Raw genomic sequence first — 23115 nt, forward strand, 5'->3', positions numbered from 1 at the left:
TTTGATGTTAGATATGAATCATGCCTTTAATGTCAGTGTTCTGGCTAGTGGCAGCAGTGGGAACTCACTGTTTATAGAGAGTGCAGGCAAAAAAATATTAGTCGATGCTGGCTTAAGTGGCAAAAAAATTATTAGTTTATTAGCTGAAGTCGACCGTAAACCGGAAGATTTAGATGCGATTTTAGTGACTCATGAGCATCGTGATCACATTCATGGCGTGGGTGTATTAGCACGAAAGTATAAATTACCAGTTTATGCGAATGAAAAAACCTGGCAAGCGATGATGCCTCTGATTGGTAAAGTCGATTTGGAACAGAAACAAATTTTTGATATGGGTAAAGTCTTAACTTTTGGTGATATGGATATTGAAAGTTTTGGTGTATCTCATGATGCAGCAGCACCGCAGTTTTATCGTTTTTATAAAGATGGTCATTCTTTTGTGATGCTGACAGATACTGGTTATGCTAGTGAGCATGTGAAGGGAATTATTTCTGATGCCGATGCTTATTTAGTCGAAAGTAACCATGATTTGGAAATGTTGCGGATGGGACCTTATCCTTGGAATTTAAAGCAACGGATTTTAGGGGATCGGGGACATTTATCCAATGAAGATGGCGCCTTAGTGATGACCGACATTATCGGTGATCATACGAAGCGTGTGTATCTGGGGCATTTGAGTAAAGAAAACAACATGAAAGAGTTGGCCCATATGACAATGGAAGAAACATTGTTACGCTATGATTTAGGTGTCAATCATCAGTTTCAAATTTTTGATACAGATCCTAATGCCGCTACAGAATTATTTGCTATTTAAAAAATTCCGTCTCAATGAAGAGACGGAATTTTTTTTTAGATAGTTACGACACTAATATGTTGATTGGGGTGGGTATTATTGACTGCTTCGTCTACCATAGCAATCGCATAGTCAGCCATACTAATCATAGAATCGCCATTAGCATCAGTTAACATGCGGTCATCACTTAAAGTATATTTGCCGGTGCGTTCACCATTTGGTACGAAATAAGATGCAGGGCTAATATAGGTCCAGTGGAGATTCTTGCTGTCTTTTAATTCTAAGAAAGCTTTGTACATATTATACGCTGTGGGATAATAGCCGGCATTAGGATCTGATAAATCAATCATCCGTTCTGTTTTGGCATCGTCCATAAACAAGGAAGAAGTCCCGCCAATCACTAATAAACGAGTTTCGGTGCCACTAAGCAGGTCAATTAAATGCTGCAAGGATGTTTGATGTAATTCTTCATGACCACTCGGTGCGCGAAAAGCATCAATCACCACATCAAAAGCAAGCAAATCTTCTTTGGTTAGATCAAATAAATCTTTTTTAACAAAAGGAACGTCAGAAGCTAATTTTTCTGGGCTACGGACAATAGCGGTGACATCCAAATGACGAGCCAGCGCTTCTTTTAAAATCAAAGAACCGGCATGTCCAGTGGCACCAATTACTGCAATTTTCATATAAAAAACCTCCTATACTGATTTCTCTTTCAGTGTAAGGAGGTTTTTTAAAAAAAGCAAAGAAAAGCAATTATAATAAGCCAGCTTGACGTGCAGCTAATTGGACAATTATTACTAATAAATTCATCCCTACGTGGGTAATCATTGAAGTCCCAATCCGTCCAGTATAACGATATAAGAAACAGAAGAATAAACCTAAGCCGCCATATAATAAATAATGTCCATCAACGTGAGCGGCTGCAAATAAAGCCGAGCTGATTAATGCTGGCAAGATAAAGCCCCAGCGATTTGATAAGGCGCCAAAGATTGCCCGGCGGAAAACCAATTCTTCCATAATCGGTCCTGCGATAGTAGTGGCTAAAATAAATACCATGTTCTCTTGAATCAGTTGAATAATATTTTCAGTATTTTGTGATGCGGTGGGGGCATTGAAAAAAGCCTGTTCCACCATGAGTAAAACATTCTGTAAAAGGATGGAGCCGAAGATTCCTAAGAAGCCAAAGAGAATCATCCAACCGATCGCTTTTGGTTTTTGTTCAATGTTAAATTTTTGACTTTTAAATAGATAGATTAATAGTAATATTGCGCCAATAATATAGGCAAAAGTCGTCATGGTGATGCTTTGGTTTTGAGTAGGTCGAACAATTAAAGCGAAGATCACAGGTGATAGGTAGACCATCAAGTAAGTGATAATTGTTGCGATACTATATTTTTTTGCTGTCATAGATACTTCCTTTAAATTTTTTCTTTTAAGTATAGCATAAATAGATCTAGAAAAAATTTAAAAAAATCAGATGAAAAACTTGCAAAGTGAATCGAAAATGAGTATCATAAGAAATGTGAGTTAGCACTCTTTGTCTAAGAGTGCTAATAATAAAAACCAATCAAATTTTGGAGGGATTTATCGTGTTAAAACCATTAGGTGATCGCGTGATTTTAGAAGTAGCGCAAGAAGAAGAAAAAACTGTAGGTGGTTTAGTTTTAGCATCAGCTGCTAAAGAAAAACCCCAAACAGCTAAAGTTGTAGCTATTGGTGAAGGTAGCACACTTGAAAACGGTGAAAAAAGTCCAATGCCAGTTGCCGTTGGTGATATGGTAATGTTTGAAAAATATTCAGGTACAGAAGTAAAATATGAAGGCACTGAATACTTAATTATCTCTGCCAAAGATATTATGGCAATCGTTGAATAATAAAAAATTTTGAGGTGAAAAATCATGACAAAAGAAATTAAATTTGCAGAAGACGCACGGGCAGCAATGCTTCGTGGGGTAGATAAATTAGCGGATACAGTAAAAGTAACATTAGGCCCTAAAGGTCGTAACGTTGTTTTAGAAAAATCTTATGGCTCTCCATTGATTACTAATGATGGCGTAACAATTGCTAAAGAAATCGAATTAGATGACCATTTTGAAAATATGGGGGCTAAATTAGTTTCTGAAGTTGCATCAAAAACCAACGACATCGCTGGTGACGGTACAACAACTGCAACTGTTTTAACACAAGCAATTGTACGCGAAGGATTGAAAAACGTAACTGCTGGTGCTAACCCAATGGGTATCCGTCGCGGAATCGAATTAGCTACTAAAACTGCAGTTGAAGAATTACACAATATTTCTTCAATCGTTGATTCAAAAGATGCGATCGCACAAGTTGCGGCAGTTTCTTCTGGTAGCGAAGAAGTAGGTAAATTAATCGCTGAAGCAATGGAAAAAGTTGGTAACGATGGTGTTATTACGATTGAAGAATCAAAAGGGATCGATACTGAATTAGATGTTGTAGAAGGGATGCAATTTGACCGTGGTTACTTATCTCAATACATGGTAACTGATAACGATAAAATGGAAGCAGCTTTAGAAAATCCATACATCTTAATCACTGACAAAAAAATCTCTAACATTCAAGATATCTTGCCATTGTTAGAACAAGTATTACAACAATCTCGTTCATTATTAATCATTGCTGATGACGTGGATGGCGAAGCTTTACCAACCTTGGTATTGAACAAAATCCGTGGAACATTTAACGTAGTTGCTGTTAAAGCACCTGGTTTTGGTGACCGTCGTAAAGCGATGTTGGAAGACTTAGCTATCTTGACTGGTGCAACAGTAATTACAGAAGACTTAGGTTTAGAATTAAAAGATGCAACAGTTGAAAACTTAGGTTCTGCTGGTAAAGTTGTAGTAGATAAAGACAATACAACTATCGTTGAAGGCGCTGGCGACAAAGAACGCTTGGCTGAACGAGTTGAATTAATCAAACGCCAAATTGGTGAAACAACTTCTGACTTTGACCGTGAAAAATTACAAGAACGCTTAGCTAAATTAGCTGGTGGGGTTGCAGTGGTTAAAGTTGGTGCAGCAACTGAAACTGAACTAAAAGAATTAAAATTACGAATTGAAGATGCTTTAAACGCGACTCGCGCAGCAGTTGAAGAAGGTATTGTTGCTGGTGGTGGTACAGCATTAGTTAACGTTATCAATAAAGTAACTGAATTAGATGCAGAAGGCGATGCAGCAACTGGAATTAAGATTGTTGTTCGTGCTTTAGAAGAACCAGTACGTCAAATCGCTGAAAATGCTGGCTTCGAAGGTTCAGTTATTATCGACAAATTAAAAAATGCAAATGATGGCTTAGGCTTTAACGCTGCTACTGGCGAATGGGTAAACATGGTGGATGCCGGAATCGTGGATCCAACTAAAGTGACTCGTTCAGCATTACAAAATGCAGCTTCTGTATCAGCATTGTTGTTAACAACTGAAGCAGTTGTTGCTGACAAACCTGCTGAAGGTGGCGCAGCTGCGGCTCCAGCAATGGACCCAAGCATGATGGGCGGCATGATGTAATTCATCAGAATTTTTAGAACTCCGAGAAATCGGGGTTCTTTTTTTCAGCAAAAAATCTTCACTTTGCCTAACGTACAAAGTGAAGGTTTATTTTTTATTTTGGAAAATATTTTTGCCAGAGGGCGGGATTTTTTATTTGATAAGTTTGGAAAGGACGGCCTTGTTTGCGGTAGATTACGTCACTGGTTAGTAAGTCTTGCTGTTCTAAAAATTGCATATATTTGCGGACGGAGACGTGGGAAAAGCCACTTTTTTCCGCCAATTCTGCTACCGTGAAGCTAGCAGGAAATTCCTGCATGGTTTTGTAAATACGAGCCAGTGTGGCTTTGGAGAGTCCTTTTTCCAAAATCAATTCTGCTTTCTTTTGGCTTTTGTCGTAAAATAGCTGGTCAATTTGGGCTTGATTTAATTCTTCATGCTGGAGCATAGTTGTTTTTGCTAAGAAGCTTTCAAAGCTTTGGGCAAAGCGCTCATAACTAAATGGCTTCATTAAATAATCTAAAATACCTAAATGATGGGCGGCTTTTAAGGCTTCAGTTTGGTTCTCAGCTGTGATTAAGATGACTTCGCCGGGAAATTCTTGTTGTCGGAGATCTCGCAAAAAGGCTAAGCCATCATCATGTTTTAAGTGTAAATCCAACAAAATTAAATCTATCTGTTCCTCAGCTAGAAGTGCCTTGGCATCATCGGTGGAGGTTGCCTCTAAAATATTCAATTGGGAGTCAATTTTGGTTAAATAGCTTTGATGGATGAAGGCAACCATCGGATCATCCTCTAAAATTAAAATGGTGGTCATCAATCTCACCTCGATAGTCAGTTTTAAAAATTAATTGTAAGTAGTCTTGCTGATAGTGCCAGTCGAATGTGCCATTTAGAGCTTCTAACGTATTGTTGAAATATAAAGTCGAAAATTGTTTTTCAATCGAAGCGACTTGTTCACTAGTAGCGACAAATGAATAAGTCGTTTGTAATCGCTGGTCCTGATAATTTATTTGTAGCAATATTTCGGCTGGTAGTTCCCATTGAAATAAGAAATGTTCCACAAAACGGTATAGATTTAGCAGTTGTTCAGTTACTTTAGGGTCATCTGTTTTAGGAATCTCTGGTGTAATCTCCACCCACAAATGGGACTGTTCTTCTAAAAATTTCTGTCTTTGATTTAATAAAAAACCAGCAATCAATGGATTATTGACTAGGATGGCCAAACGAGAAATTAATTCTTTCTCTGGCTGAATAATGTCTTTTAGATAATCATTGAGCTTTTCGTAGGCACCAAGTTCGGCTAAACCATAAATCACATGGAGTTTGTTCATGAACTCATGGGCCTGATTTTGTAAAGCTGTTGCATAATTGGTGGTGGAAGATAATTGATCAGCTAAAAATAGTGTCTCAGTAGCATTTCGTAAAAATAAGATGGAACCAATTTTGCTATTTTTGACGATGATTGGTGCAGCTGAAAAGAAATAATCCTGTCCAGCTTGTTGGTAAAACTGCTCATTTTTTTGGGATAAATCTAGTTGCTCTAAATCTTCGAAAATATCATTTAGCTTTAAGCCAATCAGCTGTTCATCATTTGCTACTTTTTGTTGGGCAAAAAATTCAGCTTGGTGGTTAGTTAATAATATCTTTTGTTGCAAATCCACCACGAAGACCGCATCTTTGGTTTCATTTAACATGGCATTGCGTTCTTCTAATAGACGGGCGATTTCTTTTGGTTCTAAATTATGTAATTGTAATTTCAAAAAGTAGGTGATTAAAAAGGCCATCAATAAGCCAATTGCCAAACTGATAAACAAGGCCATCGTATAATCATTTTTCGATTTATTGATTAAACTGCCGAGAGAAGTCGTAGTAATTCCTAAGGCAACGACGCCAATCTGTTTTTCTTGATAAAAAACTGGCACAAAGCCTCGTAGTGATTCTCCCAAAGTCCCAGCACTGGTGGAAAGATGTTCTTTTCCTTCTAAAGCTGGCGCTTCATCGCCTCCCTGAAAAGGTTTGCCAATCTGTTGTTGATTTGGGTGAGTGAGCCGCGTACCATCCATATTCAAGATGACGGTAAAGTCTAACTGATAAAGCTTAGTCACTTTTTGACTAAAGGCTTGTAATTCATCAGAAGATTCACCCTTTTCCAGAGCAGTCAACACCCGTGAATCGTCAGCAATTAATTTTCCCGTTCTCAAAAGTAAATTGCCTTCCTCTTTTTGAATATAGCGGGTATTTTGATAAGAAATCAGTAAATAAAACAAGGTTGTCACTACTAATAGTACTGAAATAAAACTAATTGCCAATAACATCCATAAACGCAAGCCTTTTTTCATAGGAATCCTCCAATTTTCAGTATAACACAATCAAAGTGAAGCGCTTTTTCTTTGTGAAAAGCACCACTTACTTTCTTTAGTTAAATAAGTTAAATAAACTATTTTGTTGAAACCGGATACATTATATTAAGCATATCAAAGAGATACACAAGGAGGAAACAAAATGGATCAGAAGTTAAATAAAACTGTTTTAGCCAAAGAAGAGCTAGCTGAAAAAACAAAATGGTGGCAGAAAATTCAGATTGGCTCCGTCAGTCTACCTGTCTATGCGACGATGGCAACCATTATTTTCATCACGGGGATGCTAAAAGAATTACCAGTTAATATGTTGGGTGGCTTTGCGGTTATCTTGACGCTAGGTTGGTTGTTAGGAACCATCGGCGGCAATATTCCGATTCTGAAAAATTTTGGTGGTCCGGCAATTTTTTCTTTATTAGTTCCATCGATTCTAGTATTTTATAATTTAGTTAACCAAAATATTTTAGACAGTGCCGACATTTTAATGAAGCAAGCTAACTTTTTATATTTTTACATTGCTTGTCTAGTCTGTGGTAGTATTTTAGGGATGAACCGTAAGATTTTGGTCCAAGGCTTGTTGCGGATGATCGTGCCAATGATGATTGGCATGATTTTAGCGATGGGTGTGGGAACTTTAGTAGGTGTCTTAGTTGGTTTGGATTGGCAGCATACTTTGTTCTTTATTGTTACGCCCGTATTAGCTGGCGGAATTGGTGAAGGAATCTTACCATTATCATTAGGTTACAGCGCAATTACTGGTTTAGGTAGTGAACAATTAGTGGCACAATTAATTCCAGCGACGATCATCGGAAACTTCTTTGCGATTATGTGTACTGGCTTACTAAGCCGTCTAGGTGAAAAACGACCAGAGCTATCTGGTAAAGGCCAATTAATCAAGTTTAAAAAAGGTGAAGTGGATGATTTAGCTGGCGCCTTGGATGAAAAAGATGAGCCGATTGATTTGAAAAAAATGGGTGCGGGCGTACTAACTGCTTGTACATTATTCATTCTAGGTTCTCTATTACAGGCGTTGACAGGTTTCCCTGGCCCTGTTTTAATGATTGTGGCAGCAGCTTTGTTAAAATATTTAAACATTGTGCCAAAAGATACGCAAAAAGGCTCGAAAATGTTGTACAAGTTTATTTCTAGTAACTTTACTTTCCCATTAATGGCTGGCTTAGGCTTGTTGTATATCCCATTAAAAGATGTTGTCGGCGCCTTAACTTGGCAGTATTTTGTAGTGGTTATCAGTGTGGTATTCACAGTCATTGCGACTGGCTTTGTGGTAGCTCGTTTTATGAATATGCATCCAGTGGAAGCCGCAATTATTTCAGCCTGCCAAAGTGGTATGGGTGGAACTGGTGATGTGGCGATTTTAAGTACAGCTAATCGGATGAACTTGATGCCTTTTGCCCAAGTAGCAACTCGTTTAGGTGGGGCAATTACCGTTATTACCATGACAGCTATTTTAAGAATGATTTTTTAAAAATATGATAATCGAAACTCAAGGAGGAAATCTCAAATGTCAGATGTAAAAGAATTAGCTTTAGAACAAGCGCGAAAAAATGGTGGAAAATTAGCAGTGGTTTCAAAAGTGCCGATTGAAAACCGTGAAGATTTAAGTATTGCTTACACCCCTGGAGTGGCAGCTGTATCCTCAGCGATCGCAGAAGATAAGAATTTAGCCTATGAATTAACTACCAAAAAAAATACGGTGGCAGTCGTCAGTGATGGCTCGGCAGTCTTAGGCTTAGGCAATATTGGTCCCGAAGCAGCGATGCCTGTAATGGAAGGGAAATCAGCTTTGTTCAAACGCTTTGCTGAAGTTGATTCTGTCCCCATCGTATTGGATACCCAAGATGTAGAAGAAATTATTCAAACGGTGAAAATGATTGCACCAACATTTGGTGGGATTAACTTAGAAGATATCAGCGCCCCTCGTTGTTTTGAAATCGAACGTCGTTTAATAGAAGAATTAGATATTCCCGTTTTTCATGATGATCAACACGGCACCGGCATTGTTGTGTTAGCCGCCTTATATAATGCCTTGAAATTAGCTGAAAAGAATATCGAAGAAATCAAAGTCGTCGTCAATGGTGGCGGCTCAGCAGGATTGTCTATCAGCCGGACATTCTTAGCAGCCGGTGTAAAAAATGTGACGATTGTCGATCGTTTCGGTATTATCAATGAAAAAGAAGATGCAGAATATAATCCTTACCATAAAGAAATTGCTAAAGTAACCAATCGTGATTTCTTGTCTGGTGACTTATCAGTAGCATTAAAAAATGCAGATGTATTTGTCGGCGTATCAGCTCCAGGTGCTTTAAAAGCCGAATGGATTCAAACCATGAATCAAAAACCAATTATTTTTGCCATGGCGAATCCAACACCAGAAATTTTCCCAGAAGAAGCTTTAGCCGCTGGTGCTTACATTGTCGGAACTGGTCGGAGTGATTTCCCGAACCAAATCAATAATGTCTTGGCTTTCCCAGGAATATTCCGTGGCGCCTTAGATGCTCGAGCAAAGAAAATTACGATGGAGATGAAAGTAGCAGCCGCAAAAGGGATTGCTAGCTTGGTTCCAACAGAAGAACTTTCTACTACCAACATTATCGCCGATGCCTTCAATGAAAATGTCGCAAAGGTTGTCGCTGAAAGTGTCAGTCAAGCAGTAAAATAGTTTGTTAAAGAAGTTAGCCAAAGAGGCTGACTTCTTTTTTTGTGTTAAATATTTAGTCTTTTTCTTTAACGGGGATGAGGACTTCGAATATCTGGTCTTCTGAGTGTTCGGATGTGGCTTCATCTTGCCAAAGCAGTTCCCAGATGTCACCATCGAGGACTAAGTTGTGTTCCTTTAGGTAATTTCTAAAGCGGTTATTGAAAATATTGATGTTGTGAATCTCATCTTTCATAAAGCCTGATACATAATAACCGGCGGGACGTTTGACAATTTTTTGAGCTTGATAAAGTGGCAATCGTTCGTCAGAGATTCTTACAAGAGCGCGGTAGGGAGCTGCGTGAAAGTTTTCTTCATAAAAGGCAGCGCCGTCTACTAAAAAACCAATCGGATAGCCACTAAATAAGTCTTTACTGTCGACGGAAGAGTAGAAACGACCATATATTTCCACCGAGTCCATACCGCCGACACTGTCGATAGTATCTGAAATGACAAAAGATTCAGCTTCACGGTAACTATAAGTGATTGATTCCAAATCAAAATTCTTTAGAGTTTCATAGCGATTGATATAACTGTCTAAAGATGTGCGAATATCTTTTAAGGCGGTTATTTGTTGGTCAACCTTAGATCGTTGGCGGTAGAACTCTTGTACAGCGTAATCTACATTTCGGTTTTTTAGAAAAGTGTGAATCTCTTCTAAAGGCATACCGATATTTTTAAGAAGTAAGATGACATCTAATTCAAAATATTGATCGATTCCATAATAGCGATAACCATTTTCGCCGATCTTGATGGGTTTGAATAGATCGATTTGATCATAATAGATGAGTGTTCGCCTGCTGATGCCAGCATATTTACCCATTTCGCTGATTGAGAGATATTTTTTCATAAGAAATTCCTTTTTCTGCTTGACTGTGACGTTACGTTACAGTTTATTCTATCACTTTAGAAGGAGGAGTAAAAGATGAAATTATTTAAAATCTTTTTCAAGAATTATCGTAAGATGTTCTTGGCAACCTTCATCTTAATGATCTTGCAAGCTGTGGGAACACTAATGATTCCGTACTATGTTGCTGAAATTATTGATGAAGGAATACTAACGCAGGATCAAGGAGCTATCTGGCGTAATGGGGGATTAATGTTGGGGGTAGCTGTAGTTACCGGGATTGTTTCCATCATTGCCAGTTATTATTCTGCGATCTTAGCCGGGCGCTTCGGCTATTTTTTACGTAAAGGCTTGGTTGAGAAGACCCAAAGCTTGTCATTAGCAGAGATGGAAGAGTTCGGTACGCCGACACTTTTAGCGAGGACGACTAGTGATATTACCAATATTCAACAAATTTTGATGATGGTATTTCAAATGATCATCCCAGCTCCTTTAATCTGCATTGCTTCGATTGTATTGACGGGAGCGATCTCTTGGCGCTTTATTTGGATTCCTACAGTATCGATTGTACTATTTTCAATTATCTCGTTAGTGGTAATCAAAAAGGCGATTCCATTAGCAGATATTATGCAACAAAGAATGGATAAGATGATGCAAGTGCTTAGAGAATTCTACACAGGCGTTCGGGTGATTCGTGCTTTTGACAAAACTAAATTCGAAAAAGAGCGTGCTGATAAAACATTTAGTAGTTATGCTGATGTGATGATTCGAGTGAATAAGATGTTTGCTGTCTTGAACCCGACGGTGAATTTGGTGATGGGATTGGGAATGACCGCTGTCTTGGCTTTTGGTGGCGTCTTAGTCTTACAAGGAAATGTCCCAATCGGTAGTTTAACAGCTATCAGCGAGTATACTATTTTAAGCTTATGGTTCTTGACGATGGCGGCGATGGTGATCGTAATGATACCTAAAGCCTTAGCTTCATTAGAGCGGATCGACGAAGTCTTGGCAAAAGAAGAAGAAATCGTTGATGGGGCTAAAAATAGTTTTTCAGCAAGAAAAGATGGTCCAATTGCGGTATTTGATCAAGTAGATTTTGCTTACAGTGGAGCAGAAGAAGCTGTTTTATCTGATATTACTTTTGACATACCTGTCGGGACTACCGCGATTGTTGGCGGGACTGGCTCAGGTAAAAGTACCATTGCTAAAGCCTTACTGCGTTTTAGAGATACATCAAAGGGCGAGATTCGTTTCTTAGGAGAATCAATCAAGGATGTCTCCCAGAATACTTTAAGAGATCGGATCAGTTATGTACCCCAGAAGGCTTTTTTATTTAGCGGCACAATTGAAGACAATTTCTTATTTGGGAATCCTGCGGCGACTAAGGAAGAGATGCAGCAGGTGGCTAAGATTGCTCAGGCGGATGCGTTTATTAATGGACTGGACGATCAATATCAGGCAACAGTTGCCCAGAAAGGGAATAATTTCTCCGGTGGTCAAAAGCAACGTCTGAGTATTGCCCGAGCCTTGATCAAGCCAGCGGATTTGTATTTCTTTGATGACAGCTTTTCAGCCTTGGATTATCAGACAGATGCGAAGTTACGGCAAGCTTTGAAGAGTTATTTAAAAGATGCGGCAGTCGTGATTGTTGCTCAGCGTCTTTCTACTATTAAAGATGCCGATCAAATAATTGTTTTAGAAGAAGGAAAAATTGTAGGCAAAGGGACCCATCAAGAATTATTAACGACTTGTCGTGTGTACCAAGAATTTGCCAAATCTCAAGGAATGGAGGAGAAAAAGCATGAGCATGAAGCAAGTTGATGAAAGAGTAGATACAGAAATGCCGAAAGATATGAAAAAAACCGGCTTGCGTCTATTTAAACTATTGGCGATTCAAAAAAGCCGCTTTTTAATTATTATTACTTCCGCGATTTGTTTTGCGGCTTTGATGGCGATTACTCCTTTAATCTTAGGTTGGGGATTAGATGCGATCATTGCCTTATTTCAGAACAATCAGTTTTCTTTAAATCGTCTAGTGTCTGTTTTAACACGTCCAGTGCTTTTCTTATTTCTGACTTGGATCGGGGTATCCTTATTTTCGTTACTGCAGGAATATACTATGGCTAGTGTTGCGGAAACGCTGACCCTGCGATTAAGAAAAACTTTAACTGAAAAGTTGAATCGCCTACCGATGAACTTTTTTGACCAATACAAGACTGGCGATATTCTAACTAGAGCTACCTTGGATTTGGATAAGGTTTCAGAAGTCTTGCAAGTGGGTTTAATGCAGATGATTTCAGCGATTCTTTCTATCGTGATTGGCTTAGGCTTGATGATTTACTTAAGTCCGTTACTGACGATTGGGATTGTAGTGATTCTACTGATTAGTTTATTTTTGACAAATTATTTGGCTAATAAGAACCAAGAATATTTTTCTCAAAACCAAGTAGCTTTAGGCGCTGTGGGAACGAAGGCGGAAGAGGATTATTCAGGAAATTTAGTCATCAAGGCGTATAACCGTCAAAAAGAAACGGTGGAAGAGTTAGATGAATTAAATGAAGCGCAATTTCAAGCTTTTAAAAAAGCACAGTTTGTCAGCTTCGCTATTAATCCTTTGATTCGATTAGTGAATCAATTAGGCTTCGTGACTAGTGCAGTTGTTGGCGGGATCATGGTGATTAATGGTCAGATGTCGATTGGTTTAGTGCAGGCTTATTTACAATATGTCAATCAAGTCTCGGAGCCTATTACTCAAGTTTCTTATGTCATCAATAGTCTGCAAAGTGCTTTTGCGGCGCTAGAACGAATTTTTGAAATTTTGGATCAAGCAGAGGAAAGTGAGGAACCCTTGTCCTTGCCTGTTCCAGAAAAAGTACTGGGGGAAGTTACCTTTAAGCACGTAGCCTTTGGTTATCAACCAGAGCATTTATTAATGGAAGATGTTAACTTCAAAGTCAAACCCAAACAAATGGTAGCCATCGTTGGACCAACTGGTGCAGGGAAAACGACTATGATCAATTTGTTAATGCGTTTTTATGATTTAAATAGCGGAAAGATCGAAATCGATGGTAAAAACGTTAAGCATTTTTCCCGAGCAGCGATTCGTCGTAAGTTCGGAATGGTGCTGCAGGATACTTGGATGTTTGAAGGCACAGTGGCAGACAACATTGCTTACGGCAATCCAGATGCTACACGTCAAGAAGTGATCCAAGCTGCCAAAGCTGCCCAGTGCCATCACTTTATTCGGACATTGCCGAATGGTTACGACACGATCATTTCTTCTGAGGATGGTCAGATTTCTCAGGGTCAGCAACAACTGCTGACGATTGCCCGTGCTATCTTGGCTGATCCACAAATCCTCATTCTTGATGAAGCGACTTCAAGTGTCGATACAAGAACCGAAGAAATGATTCAACAAGCGATGGATCAATTAACTAGCGAGCGAACAAGCTTCGTCATTGCTCATCGACTATCAACGATAAAAAATGCTGATCTGATTTTGGTGATGAAGAATGGCTCAATTATTGAACAAGGCAGTCATCGCAGCCTAATGGAAAAAGGCGATTTTTATGCCAATCTTTATAATAGCCAATTTGCGCCAGTGTAAAAGGAAAGCTCGACAATTGTGTCGGGCTTTTTCTTATGCCAAAATCTTGCAGAAAATTTGTCAAAGATCGACTTTTTTATGGGAAAAGACTCATCAAAGAAGAAAAAAGTTTTTTTAAGCAGAAAAATAAATCGTTAACTTACAACTGAAAAATCGAAAAAAGATTTCCAGTTTGCGGAAATATCTTTATCTTGTTGTTAATTTTAATTGCGTAAAAAATGTAATAAACAATTATTCTATTATAATATTTTTTACTCATATTATATTATAATTAAACTTAAAAATGATGAAACTCAACAATAAGAAGTGTTTATTTGATATAATTAGGTGGATGTAATTGTAAAGATGGAGGAGAAAATAATGAAGGAAAGACAAAAATTTAAATTAATCAAATGGAACAAGCAATTGATTTCAGTGGCTACCGGAGTTTTATTTGTCAGTCAATTGGCGGTTGGTTCGGTGAATGTCATGGCTGAGACGCCAGATTATGTCCCAGCAAGTAGCCTGAAAAATCAAAATGACACCAATCAACTGACGCTAGGCATGTCTAATGCCATCATCACAGGGGAAAATCAAAAAACAGTTGGGAATAATCCCAGTGTAAGTCAGACCAAGGCGAGTAAAGGTACGACAAGAAATGGTCCAAGTGTGCAAGATGCTACGAAAGTTCCCGCTGTGGATGAATTAAAAACAGCGATCGGTGGAGTAGCTGCTGGAGGAAGCGCTGAATTTACTTGGGATGGTGAATTAGAAATTGACGGTTCCGCAATTGCGATTGATGGGAAGAATATTACACTGACTTCCACTGATGGTGCCACTATAAAAAGAATGACTGGTTATACCGGCAATGTGTTCATTGTGACAGAAGATGGTGCTGGTAATAAAGGAAGTCTAACGATTAATGGTGTGAATGTTGATGGGAACGCTAATAATAGCCAAGGAGAGTCACTTATTTCTGTGACACAATCAACTTTTACTTTAGAGGATGGGACGATTGAGAATGGAAATGGAAGAGAAGGCCCTGGGGCAATTCTAGCTAGGGGTACTAGTAGTGAGATAAGTATTAAAGGGGGAATTATCAGCAACAATTATTCGAACAGTAGAGGTGGCGCCATTAGCTCTATTTCAAGAACTAATTATTCTGACGATACAGGGATAATAAACATTGAAGGCGGAACTATAAAGGAAAATCAATCAAATGAAGGAGCGGGCGGTATATATGTTAGTAATGGAGGAACAGTAAACATAAAAGATGAAGCAGCCATTATTGGAAACAGTGGCGGTGCAATGGGTGGTGCTTTATTTCTTCTATATGCAACATTAAATATGGAAGGTGGAACTATCAGTGAAAACGAGCGGGCAGGTAACGGAGGTGGTGTGTATGCGATGCAAAGCAAAGTAAATATAAGTGGTGGGACTATTAGCAACAACAAATGTTCTTATATAGGTGGCGGTATTTTTATTACTGGTGAAAAAAGTGAATTTGATATGACTGGCGGAAGAATAGTTAATAATACATCAAACAATGGTGGTTCGGCTATATGTAATGATAATATTGGTACTTTCACCCTCACGATATCTGGAGGCTTAATCTACGGAGAAGCAGATGCGACCAATGGTTTAGTTTATAATTATAGGACTGGCGGCGACTGGGAAGACATCACCGATGATGCTGTGATCATCGCAAATGCTAAAACATCCAGTCCTTATACATGGGAAAGTGATAAAGACTTAACTTATAAATATGGTGAGGATATTCAAAGTGAAGGGACCAACAAATGGACTATTCAAGAAGATGCTGATGGGAATAATGCAGTAGGTGTTGCCTATAAGTATACGGACAGTCAAAATGCTCTCCATGAAGGTTTTATTCCTGAAACAGACGCACAGTTTGCTTTGAACTCGGATATGTTTCAAAAGGTGACGCCATCAAATCTGACCTATACTGGGGAAGTGCAAAATCCAGCTATTTCAGTTGAAGCAGAAGCTACTTATGGCAATGCTGCTCTAGCAGATGTTATTTCTCAAGAAGTAAGCAAGACACCAACATTCTTAAACCAATCGACAAGCGCCAGTGAGAGGGATGTATTAAAAAATGCTGGTACCTATGATGTTTTGGCAAGTGTGACTCCAGCAGTAGCTCCCGCGGTTAATTTATTAAATGGATCCGCAAAAATTGGTGAAATAACCATCAATAAAGCCTCCCGTACGCAAGCTGATTTTGATTACGATCAAAAAACAACTTTATATCTAAAGGAAGATGGCACAGGATTAACTCTGGGTGCAACAGATATTGTAAAAAATAAAGCAGAAATCACTAGTTTCTCAGTTAGATATATTAAAACGGATGATTCAAATAATAGAGAATTAACAGAAATGACAGAAACAGGCAAATATCGTATTAAATTAATTAACATAGAGGATGACAGTCCTAATCATGCCACGCCAGATGGTATTGTTATAGTTGATGCTGAAATAACTGTTGAAAATCAAGTGAAACCAGATAGTAGTTATTATCAAGCCGATGTACCAAGTAATCACACTTACAGCGGAAGTTTCCCGACTATCGAAATTGATGAAATAGGTGGAAATGCTAGTGAGAATAAAGGGGAAATCAACACAGTCTTTAAACAAAAAGGTGAGACGGCGGAAACCACCACACCCAATGTCGGTAACTATGAGGTATACGCACGCAACGGAGGAACCGATAAATATGCATCGGTAGATGTCAAATTAGGAGATCTGACCATCACGAAGAAACGGTTATCCATCACTGCCGTAGATGTTGAAGTCCAACAAGGGGCTGACTTACCTGAAGCAACGATCAAATATGCTGGGTTTGTGACTGGTGAAAATGAGAACTCTATCTTTTTTCAGCTGCCGACTGCCAATTATTTAGGGGACACGACGGAAGTAGGGACTTCTGAGATCGAAGTAACCGCAGGTAAAACCAATACACGAGGTGAAAATTATAATCTTGCATATAAATCTGGAACCTTAACTGTTACAGAGAAAAAACCAGATGCTAGCTTGTATGAGGTGGAAATCTCAGCTGAACATGTCTACAACGGTCAGTTTCCAGAAATAAAAGTCACGACTGACCATGAGAACTTAGGGACGCTTTCAACAGTGATCAAGCAAGGTGAAGCAGAAGGACAGACACCAAATGTCGGGACTTATCAAGTCTACGTACGAAATGCTGGTTCAGATGACTATACAGGTGCTGATACCTTAGTCGGTGAATTTACCATCACCGCAAAACCGCTAACTATCACTGCTGCAGATGTGGAAGTGGCACAAGGTGCAATCTTACCAGCAGTGACAATTAATTATAGCGAGTTCGCAGAAGGTGAAGAAGCGGCGACAATTTTCAGCAGCTTGCCGACAGGAAGATTTACTGGGGATAGTGGCACAGTTGGCACTTCTGCCATCGAAGTCACACCAGGAACTGAGAATCAGCAGGCGAAGAATTACGCGATCCGTTATGTGGCAGGAACATTGACAGTCAAAGGGAATTCTGACGAAGAACAAGATCGTCTTCCAGTCTATCGAGTGTACAATCCTAATAACGGAGAGCATCTTTATACTTTAAGTGCAGAAGAAGCCCGTTGGTTGATTGATGACATTGGATTAAATGATGAAGGCATCAGCTGGCACGCTGGAAAGACTACCGGCAAAGCGGTCTATCGTCTCTACAATCCAAATTCGGGTGAACATTTTTATACTCTGGATCAAAGTGAATACAATGGTGTCGGCAGCGCTGGTTGGACGCAAGAAGGAATTGCTTTTTATACAGCAGAAGATACAAAAATTCCAATTTATCGCGTCTTCAATCCGAATTCCCAAGATGCAGGTTCTCATCATTATACGTTGAGCACTGCAGAAAATACTTGGTTGCTTCGGGAAGGTTGGAAATCTGAGGGAATTGGGTTTTATGGGAAGTAAGGAACAAGGTAGAATTAATAATTGACTTTAGGAGATGGAGATACTGTGGTTGCAGTGTCTCCATTTTTTTATATAGAAAAAAACTTTGGTTGGTGATAACTTTTTCCAAATGGTCGAAGAAGCCAAGAAGGAGTAAATTAGTAATAGATGAAAAATACATTAAAATTTATTGTTTCACCTGCAGGGAAATGTGGTAGCATAAGGTATTAAAAATTTTAAATCAAAGGATGAATGTAGATGCCATTTTCTTCTATTTTAAAGAGTTTGCCTGATCAGTTTTTTGCTCAATTAGTGGCTAAAGTAAATCAAAAAATCGCGGCAGGTTATGATGTGATTAATCTAGGTCAAGGAAATCCAGATTTACCTACGCCTCGCTATATTATTGAAGCGCTACAACAAGCTGTGGCGGAGCCTGATAACCATAAGTATTCTCAATTTCGCGGTAATCATATTTATAAGCAAGCCTGTGCTGATTTTTACCAAAAAAATTATGGCGTGACTTTAGATCCTGAAACAGAGATTGCTGTTTTAGGTGGTAGCAAAATTGGTTTAGTCGAATTACCTCTAACTGTGATGGAGCCGGGAGATACCTTATTATTACCGGATCCGGGGTATCCTGATTATTTATCGGGTACTGAATTAGCAAGAGCAAAAAAGGAATTACTGCCTTTAAAACCTGAGAATGGCTATTTACCAGATTACAGCCAAGTAGATGAAAAAATTCTAGCTGCTGCTAAATTGCTGTATTTAAACTATCCGAATAATCCTACTGGTGCTCAAGCCACACCTGAATTTTTTGCAGAGACGGTCAAAGTCGCAAAAGAAAATGATTTTCAAGTGGTTCATGATTTTGCTTACGGTGCGTTAGGTGATGGTATCACACCACCCATTAGTTTTATGACGACTGAGGGTGCGAAAGATGTGGGAATAGAATTTTATACCTTATCAAAAACCTTTAACATGGCTGGTTGGCGGGTAGCCTTTGCAGTAGGAAACAAAGAATTAATTGCTGCGATTAATTTATTACAAGATCATTTGTTTGTAGGTATTTTCCCAGCGTTGCAAGTGGCAGGCGCGACAGCTTTACAGGGCGATGGAAAAGACATCGCGGCGTTAGTTGAAACTTATCGCAAACGGCGTCAGACATTTATTCAAGCTGCTGAAAAAATTGGTTGGCAGGCATATCCGTCTAGCGGTGCCTTTTATTGTTGGATGCCAGTGGCTGAAGGTTATACTAGTGAAGCATTTGCGGATTTATTGTTGGAAAAAGCCAGTGTCGCTGTGGCGGCGGGTAATGGTTTTGGAGAACAAGGTGAAGGCTATGTACGGGTAGGCTTAACGATTGAAGAACCGCGTCTAATTGAAGCGGTGGAGAGAATTGCCGCATTAGAATTATTTAATTCCTAAACAGATTTTTTTACATTGCTAGTTTTCTAGCATAATATTAAAGAATATTAAACAAAAAAGGAGAATGTTCATGGTAAAAGTAGTAGATAATATTTTAGATCTAACAGGCGAAACACCGATTGTAAAATTAAACCGAGTGGTTCCTGAAGGTGCAGCTGACGTTTATGCAAAAGTTGAATTTTTCAATCCTGGTGGATCTGTTAAAGACCGGATTGCCAAAGCAATGGTTGAGCAAGCAGAAAAAGATGGCAAGCTACAACCAGGTGGCACAATTATCGAACCAACTTCTGGAAATACCGGTGTCGGTCTGGCTTTTGTCGGTGCTGCCAAAGGGTACAAAGTGGTGATTGTTTTACCAGACACATTTTCAGTGGAACGCCGCCGCTTGATTCAAGCTTATGGTGCTGAATTAATTTTAACGCCAGGTGCTGAAGGAATGAAGGGCGCGATTGCCAAAGCGGAAGAACTGGCTGAAAAAAATGGCTGGTTCTTACCAATGCAATTTGATAACTTAGCTAATCCAGAGATTCATCGTCAAGCGACTGGTAAAGAAATTCTGGAAGCTTTTGGCAATGATGGCTTAGATGCTTTTGTTGCTGGTGTCGGAACTGGTGGCACGATTACTGGCGTAGGTGAAGTCTTAAAAGCTGCTAATCCAAATATTGAAATCTATGCAGTTGAAGCGACTGAATCTCCTGTTTTATCAGGCGGACAACATAGCCCCCATAAAATTCAAGGAATCTCTGCTGGATTCATTCCTAGTGTGCTGGATACAGAAATCTACCAAGGAATTGTTCAGATTGATAGCGATCAAGCGATTCAAATGGGACGAGATATTGCAACTAAAGAAGGTATTCTAGGTGGGATTTCTAGTGGTGCCGCAGTTGCTGCCGCGGTTGAAGTTGCTAAAAAACTAGGCAAAGGTAAAAAAGTGTTAACTGTCATTCCAGATAACGGTGAGCGTTATTTATCTACAGCCTTATACGACTTTGATTAAAGTTGACTAATGCGTAGCCAGCGATTGAGTTCGCTGGTTTTTTTTTGATTTTTTGGAAAAAATATGAGCAAATCTAAAGAAAAATGTTTTTTTATATGTTAAAATTAATTTAGATTACATAGAAAAAACGTTTACAACAAAAATGAAAAGGGGAGAAATGTATGAAATTAATTGAAACACCAATAAAAAGCAATCTTGATTTTGAGTCAATGTATCCCAATATTTCCAAGTTTGCTTTTGAAAAAGAAACAGCTGTGAAAGTCTATAAACTATACGCTTATGATCGTACAAAAATCATCTATTTAGATCGATTTGATCGCATAGAATTACTATTAGCCAACAAAAACAGAAAAATACGACATGAAGATGTCGATACGATTATTCATCGTTTGTTAAAAGTTGGACGTGAAGATGTCACTGTCAATGTTGGTTATAAGAAACAAATGTTGGCTGCGGGTGTTAGACCAAAGAGTGATTACAAAGATATCATCTCGATCACTTATTACTACAAATAAGCAAAATTTTATGGTGCCGAGACAAAGATAATTAGTCTCTAGGCACCTTTTTTGTTATACTATGGACATATTAGTTTTTAATACCAAAAAGGAGCCTATTTATGACTAAACGATATGAAGACGATAGTTTGACCTTGCATACCGATCTTTATCAAATCAATATGATGAAAACTTATTGGGAAACGGGACGGGCAAACTTAAATGCAGTCTTCGAATGTTATTTCCGAAATATGCCTTTTGATAATGGCTACGCAATTTTTGCCGGTTTGGAAAGATTAGTAGATTATTTAGAGCAGTTGACTTTCAGCGAGAGTGATTTAGCTTATTTGGCAGAAGTTGAAAATTATCCGACTGAGTTTATTGAGTATCTACGGAATTTTAAATTTGCTTGTACCGTTCGTTCGGCGGTGGAGGGTGAATTGGTCTTTGATAATGAACCGATTATTCAAGTGGAAGGTCCTTTAGTTCAATGTCAGTTAGTTGAAACGGCGCTATTAAATATTGTTAATTTCCAGACGTTGATTGCGACAAAAGCTGCCCGAATTAAATCAGTCATTGGTGACGATCCTTTACTAGAATTTGGTACTCGCCGGGCGCAAGAATTAGATGCAGCTATCTGGGGAACTAGAGCGGCTTATATTGGTGGCGCAGACGCTACTAGTAATGTACGGGCAGGGAAAATATTTGGTATTCCAGATAGTGGTACCCATGCTCATGCACTAGTGCAATCTTATGGAAATGATTATGAAGCCTTTAAAGCTTATGCGCAAACCCATAAAAATTGTGTTTTCTTAGTTGATACTTATGATACGTTAAATTCTGGTGTCCCAAATGCGATAAAAGTTGCTAAGGAAATGGGCGACAAAATTAATTTCCAAGGAGTCAGAATTGATAGCGGAGATATGGCCTACATTTCTAAGCGAGTACGCCAACAATTAGATGAGGCGGGCTTCACTGAAGCAAAAATTTATGCTTCTAATGATTTAGATGAAAGCACAATATTGAACTTAAAAATGCAACACGCCAAGATTGATGTCTGGGGTGTTGGCACAAAACTAATTACCGCTTATGATCAACCAGCATTGGGTGCGGTATTTAAATTAGTTTCAATTGAAAATAAAGAAGGCAAGATGATCGATACCATCAAATTGTCTAGCAATGCTGAAAAAGTAACGACCCCTGGAAAGAAACAAGTCTGGCGCATCACACGAAATTCTGATCATAAATCACAAGGAGACTATGTGACATTGTGGGATGAATATCCACCAGAAGAAGCGGAAATCTTCATGTTTCATCCGGTCTATCCTTACATCAACAAGACAGTTAAGGACTTTACTGCACGACCAATCTTGCAAGATATTTATGTTGACGGTGCACTTGTTTATGATTTACCATCGTTAGAAGAGATTAAAGCCTCTTCAGCGAAACGTCTAGATTCTCTTTGGGATGAATACAAACGTGATTTGAATCCCCAAAAATATCCTGTCGATCTTTCGACTGATTGTTGGAATCACAAGAACAAAATCATCGATGAGGTTCGCAAACAAGTGTCAAAAATGCAGCAGCAAAGGAATGATTAAATGAGCTTACAAGCAGAAATTATTCAAGAATTAGGGGTCTCACCAGAAATTGATGCCTCAGCAGAAATTCGTAAAAGTATTGATTTTTTAAAAAGTTATTTGAAAAAATATCCTTTCTTAAAAAGCTTTGTATTAGGCATTAGTGGGGGACAAGATTCTTCATTGGCTGGTCGTCTAGCACAGTTAGCGATGGAAGAAATGCGGGCGGAAACCGGTGACGCTAGTTATCAATTTATCGCGATTCGTTTACCTTATGGCGAACAAGCAGATGAAGCAGATGCGACTCGGGCATTAAACTTTATTCAACCGGATGTGAGTTTAAGCGTCAATATCAAAGGCGCAGTTGATGCCCAAGTGGCAGCGATTGAAGAAAATGATTTGACTATTTCTGATTTCAATAAAGGCAACATGAAAGCTCGCCAAAGAATGATTACTCAATATGCCGTGGCTGGCGAAAACAATGGTGCTGTGATTGGGACCGATCATGCGGCTGAAAATATTACTGGCTTCTTTACTAAATACGGTGATGGTGGTGCGGATATTTTACCTTTGTTCCGTTTAAATAAACGCCAAGGAAAAATGTTGTTAAAAGAATTGGGTGCCGATGAAGCAATTTATCTAAAAGTACCAACAGCTGATTTAGAAGATGGCAAACCATTAGTAGCGGATGAAGTCGCTTTAGGTGTGACTTATGATGATATTGATGATTATTTAGAAGGTCGTGAAATATCGACTGACGCTCAAACAAAAATTGAAAACTGGTGGAACAAGACGCAACATAAACGTCATTTGCCAATTACAATTTTTGATGATTTTTGGAAATAGATTTGAATGATAGA

At 38.8% G+C, this 23115-nt stretch carries 18 protein-coding genes; 13 read left to right on the top strand and 5 right to left on the bottom strand.

Annotated elements, in window-relative coordinates; genetic code table 11:
* The first annotated feature begins 4 nt into the window (after nt 1-4).
* Nucleotides 5-814 carry an MBL fold metallo-hydrolase gene (locus tag ACVWNY_RS03500; protein WP_218324452.1) on the top strand — a complete coding sequence of 270 codons (810 nt, stop codon included), beginning with the start codon at nt 5-7 and terminating at the stop codon, nt 812-814.
* Nucleotides 815-849: 35 nt separating this feature from the next.
* On the opposite strand, the gene ACVWNY_RS03505 is transcribed toward ACVWNY_RS03500, so the two are convergent.
* Complete coding sequence (locus ACVWNY_RS03505; RefSeq protein WP_218324453.1) at nt 850-1479, bottom strand: NAD(P)-dependent oxidoreductase; 630 nt, start codon at nt 1477-1479, stop codon at nt 850-852.
* A gap of 70 nt (nt 1480-1549) precedes the next feature.
* The gene (locus ACVWNY_RS03510; RefSeq protein ID WP_218324454.1) at nt 1550-2203 is read right to left on the bottom strand and encodes a CPBP family intramembrane glutamic endopeptidase; all 654 of its coding nucleotides are present in this window, start codon (nt 2201-2203) and stop codon (nt 1550-1552) included.
* A gap of 182 nt (nt 2204-2385) precedes the next feature.
* On the opposite strand from ACVWNY_RS03510, the gene groES reads away from it, so the two are divergent.
* Both groES and groL read left to right on the top strand, forming a co-directional pair.
* Nucleotides 2386-2670: a co-chaperone GroES gene (gene groES, locus ACVWNY_RS03515; protein WP_218324455.1), complete on the top strand. Its 285-nt coding sequence runs from the start codon at nt 2386-2388 to the stop codon at nt 2668-2670.
* Between the two features lie 24 nt (nt 2671-2694).
* A complete protein-coding gene (gene groL, locus ACVWNY_RS03520) occupies nt 2695-4323 on the top strand; it encodes a chaperonin GroEL (RefSeq protein ID WP_218324456.1) in 1629 nt (542 codons plus the stop codon).
* A gap of 94 nt (nt 4324-4417) precedes the next feature.
* Here the strand turns inward: groL and ACVWNY_RS03525 are convergent, their stop codons facing one another.
* Nucleotides 4418-5119 carry a response regulator gene (locus tag ACVWNY_RS03525; RefSeq protein ID WP_218324457.1) on the bottom strand — a complete coding sequence of 234 codons (702 nt, stop codon included), beginning with the start codon at nt 5117-5119 and terminating at the stop codon, nt 4418-4420.
* The gene (locus ACVWNY_RS03530; RefSeq protein ID WP_218324458.1) at nt 5091-6644 is read right to left on the bottom strand and encodes a Spo0B domain-containing protein; all 1554 of its coding nucleotides are present in this window, start codon (nt 6642-6644) and stop codon (nt 5091-5093) included. Before ACVWNY_RS03530 ends, ACVWNY_RS03525 begins: the two co-directional genes overlap by 29 nt.
* Before the next feature lie 163 nt (nt 6645-6807).
* Between ACVWNY_RS03530 and ACVWNY_RS03535 the strand changes: the two genes are divergently transcribed.
* Entirely contained in the window at nt 6808-8148 is a 1341-nt protein-coding gene (locus tag ACVWNY_RS03535) for a 2-hydroxycarboxylate transporter family protein (RefSeq protein ID WP_454071671.1), read from the top strand.
* A 36-nt stretch (nt 8149-8184) separates the two neighbouring features.
* Complete coding sequence (locus ACVWNY_RS03540; protein WP_218324460.1) at nt 8185-9342, top strand: NAD(P)-dependent malic enzyme; 1158 nt, start codon at nt 8185-8187, stop codon at nt 9340-9342.
* A gap of 52 nt (nt 9343-9394) precedes the next feature.
* On the opposite strand, the gene ACVWNY_RS03545 is transcribed toward ACVWNY_RS03540, so the two are convergent.
* Nucleotides 9395-10228 carry a MerR family transcriptional regulator gene (locus ACVWNY_RS03545; protein ID WP_218324461.1) on the bottom strand — a complete coding sequence of 278 codons (834 nt, stop codon included), beginning with the start codon at nt 10226-10228 and terminating at the stop codon, nt 9395-9397.
* A gap of 75 nt (nt 10229-10303) precedes the next feature.
* Between ACVWNY_RS03545 and ACVWNY_RS03550 the strand changes: the two genes are divergently transcribed.
* The 8 genes from ACVWNY_RS03550 (at nt 10304) to nadE (ending at nt 23101) form a co-directional block, all read left to right on the top strand.
* Nucleotides 10304-12046, top strand: coding sequence for an ABC transporter ATP-binding protein (locus ACVWNY_RS03550; protein WP_454071672.1), 1743 nt, complete (start codon nt 10304-10306; stop codon nt 12044-12046).
* Nucleotides 12027-13832, top strand: a complete 1806-nt coding sequence (locus ACVWNY_RS03555; RefSeq protein WP_218324463.1) for an ABC transporter ATP-binding protein — start codon at nt 12027-12029, stop codon at nt 13830-13832. The genes ACVWNY_RS03550 and ACVWNY_RS03555 overlap by 20 nt, the downstream gene beginning before the upstream one ends.
* 360 nt (nt 13833-14192) lie before the next feature.
* On the top strand, nt 14193-17777 hold the full coding sequence (locus ACVWNY_RS03560; RefSeq protein ID WP_218324464.1) for an MBG domain-containing protein: 3585 nt from the start codon (nt 14193-14195) through the stop codon (nt 17775-17777).
* Nucleotides 17778-18014: 237 nt separating this feature from the next.
* The gene (locus ACVWNY_RS03565; protein ID WP_218324465.1) at nt 18015-19184 is read left to right on the top strand and encodes a pyridoxal phosphate-dependent aminotransferase; all 1170 of its coding nucleotides are present in this window, start codon (nt 18015-18017) and stop codon (nt 19182-19184) included.
* A 70-nt stretch (nt 19185-19254) separates the two neighbouring features.
* Nucleotides 19255-20181, top strand: coding sequence for a cysteine synthase A (cysK, locus tag ACVWNY_RS03570; protein ID WP_218324466.1), 927 nt, complete (start codon nt 19255-19257; stop codon nt 20179-20181).
* 161 nt (nt 20182-20342) lie between these two features.
* Complete coding sequence (locus tag ACVWNY_RS03575) at nt 20343-20696, top strand: DUF1827 family protein (protein ID WP_218324467.1); 354 nt, start codon at nt 20343-20345, stop codon at nt 20694-20696.
* Between the two features lie 101 nt (nt 20697-20797).
* Complete coding sequence (locus ACVWNY_RS03580) at nt 20798-22276, top strand: nicotinate phosphoribosyltransferase (RefSeq protein WP_218324468.1); 1479 nt, start codon at nt 20798-20800, stop codon at nt 22274-22276.
* Complete coding sequence (gene nadE, locus ACVWNY_RS03585; RefSeq protein ID WP_218324469.1) at nt 22277-23101, top strand: NAD(+) synthase; 825 nt, start codon at nt 22277-22279, stop codon at nt 23099-23101. It begins immediately after the preceding gene.
* Nucleotides 23102-23115 lie beyond the last annotated feature (14 nt).

This window comes from Enterococcus sp. JNUCC 77, assembly GCF_054819945.1.

What these genes read in the sequence shown, in the direction of transcription:
- ACVWNY_RS03535 (WP_454071671.1), top strand. Translation starts at nt 6,808, where the DNA reads ATGGATCAGAAGTTAAATAAAACTGTTTTAGCCAAAGAAGAGCTAGCT.
- ACVWNY_RS03545 (WP_218324461.1), bottom strand. Translation starts at nt 10,228, where the DNA reads ATGAAAAAATATCTCTCAATCAGCGAAATGGGTAAATATGCTGGCATC.
- ACVWNY_RS03525 (WP_218324457.1), bottom strand. Translation starts at nt 5,119, where the DNA reads ATGACCACCATTTTAATTTTAGAGGATGATCCGATGGTTGCCTTCATC.
- groL (WP_218324456.1), top strand. Translation starts at nt 2,695, where the DNA reads ATGACAAAAGAAATTAAATTTGCAGAAGACGCACGGGCAGCAATGCTT.
- ACVWNY_RS03560 (WP_218324464.1), top strand. Translation starts at nt 14,193, where the DNA reads ATGAAGGAAAGACAAAAATTTAAATTAATCAAATGGAACAAGCAATTG.
- cysK (WP_218324466.1), top strand. Translation starts at nt 19,255, where the DNA reads ATGGTAAAAGTAGTAGATAATATTTTAGATCTAACAGGCGAAACACCG.
- ACVWNY_RS03500 (WP_218324452.1), top strand. Translation starts at nt 5, where the DNA reads ATGTTAGATATGAATCATGCCTTTAATGTCAGTGTTCTGGCTAGTGGC.
- ACVWNY_RS03555 (WP_218324463.1), top strand. Translation starts at nt 12,027, where the DNA reads ATGAGCATGAAGCAAGTTGATGAAAGAGTAGATACAGAAATGCCGAAA.
- ACVWNY_RS03565 (WP_218324465.1), top strand. Translation starts at nt 18,015, where the DNA reads ATGCCATTTTCTTCTATTTTAAAGAGTTTGCCTGATCAGTTTTTTGCT.
- ACVWNY_RS03550 (WP_454071672.1), top strand. Translation starts at nt 10,304, where the DNA reads ATGAAATTATTTAAAATCTTTTTCAAGAATTATCGTAAGATGTTCTTG.
- nadE (WP_218324469.1), top strand. Translation starts at nt 22,277, where the DNA reads ATGAGCTTACAAGCAGAAATTATTCAAGAATTAGGGGTCTCACCAGAA.
- ACVWNY_RS03540 (WP_218324460.1), top strand. Translation starts at nt 8,185, where the DNA reads ATGTCAGATGTAAAAGAATTAGCTTTAGAACAAGCGCGAAAAAATGGT.
- ACVWNY_RS03510 (WP_218324454.1), bottom strand. Translation starts at nt 2,203, where the DNA reads ATGACAGCAAAAAAATATAGTATCGCAACAATTATCACTTACTTGATG.
- ACVWNY_RS03505 (WP_218324453.1), bottom strand. Translation starts at nt 1,479, where the DNA reads ATGAAAATTGCAGTAATTGGTGCCACTGGACATGCCGGTTCTTTGATT.
- ACVWNY_RS03580 (WP_218324468.1), top strand. Translation starts at nt 20,798, where the DNA reads ATGACTAAACGATATGAAGACGATAGTTTGACCTTGCATACCGATCTT.
- ACVWNY_RS03530 (WP_218324458.1), bottom strand. Translation starts at nt 6,644, where the DNA reads ATGAAAAAAGGCTTGCGTTTATGGATGTTATTGGCAATTAGTTTTATT.
- ACVWNY_RS03575 (WP_218324467.1), top strand. Translation starts at nt 20,343, where the DNA reads ATGAAATTAATTGAAACACCAATAAAAAGCAATCTTGATTTTGAGTCA.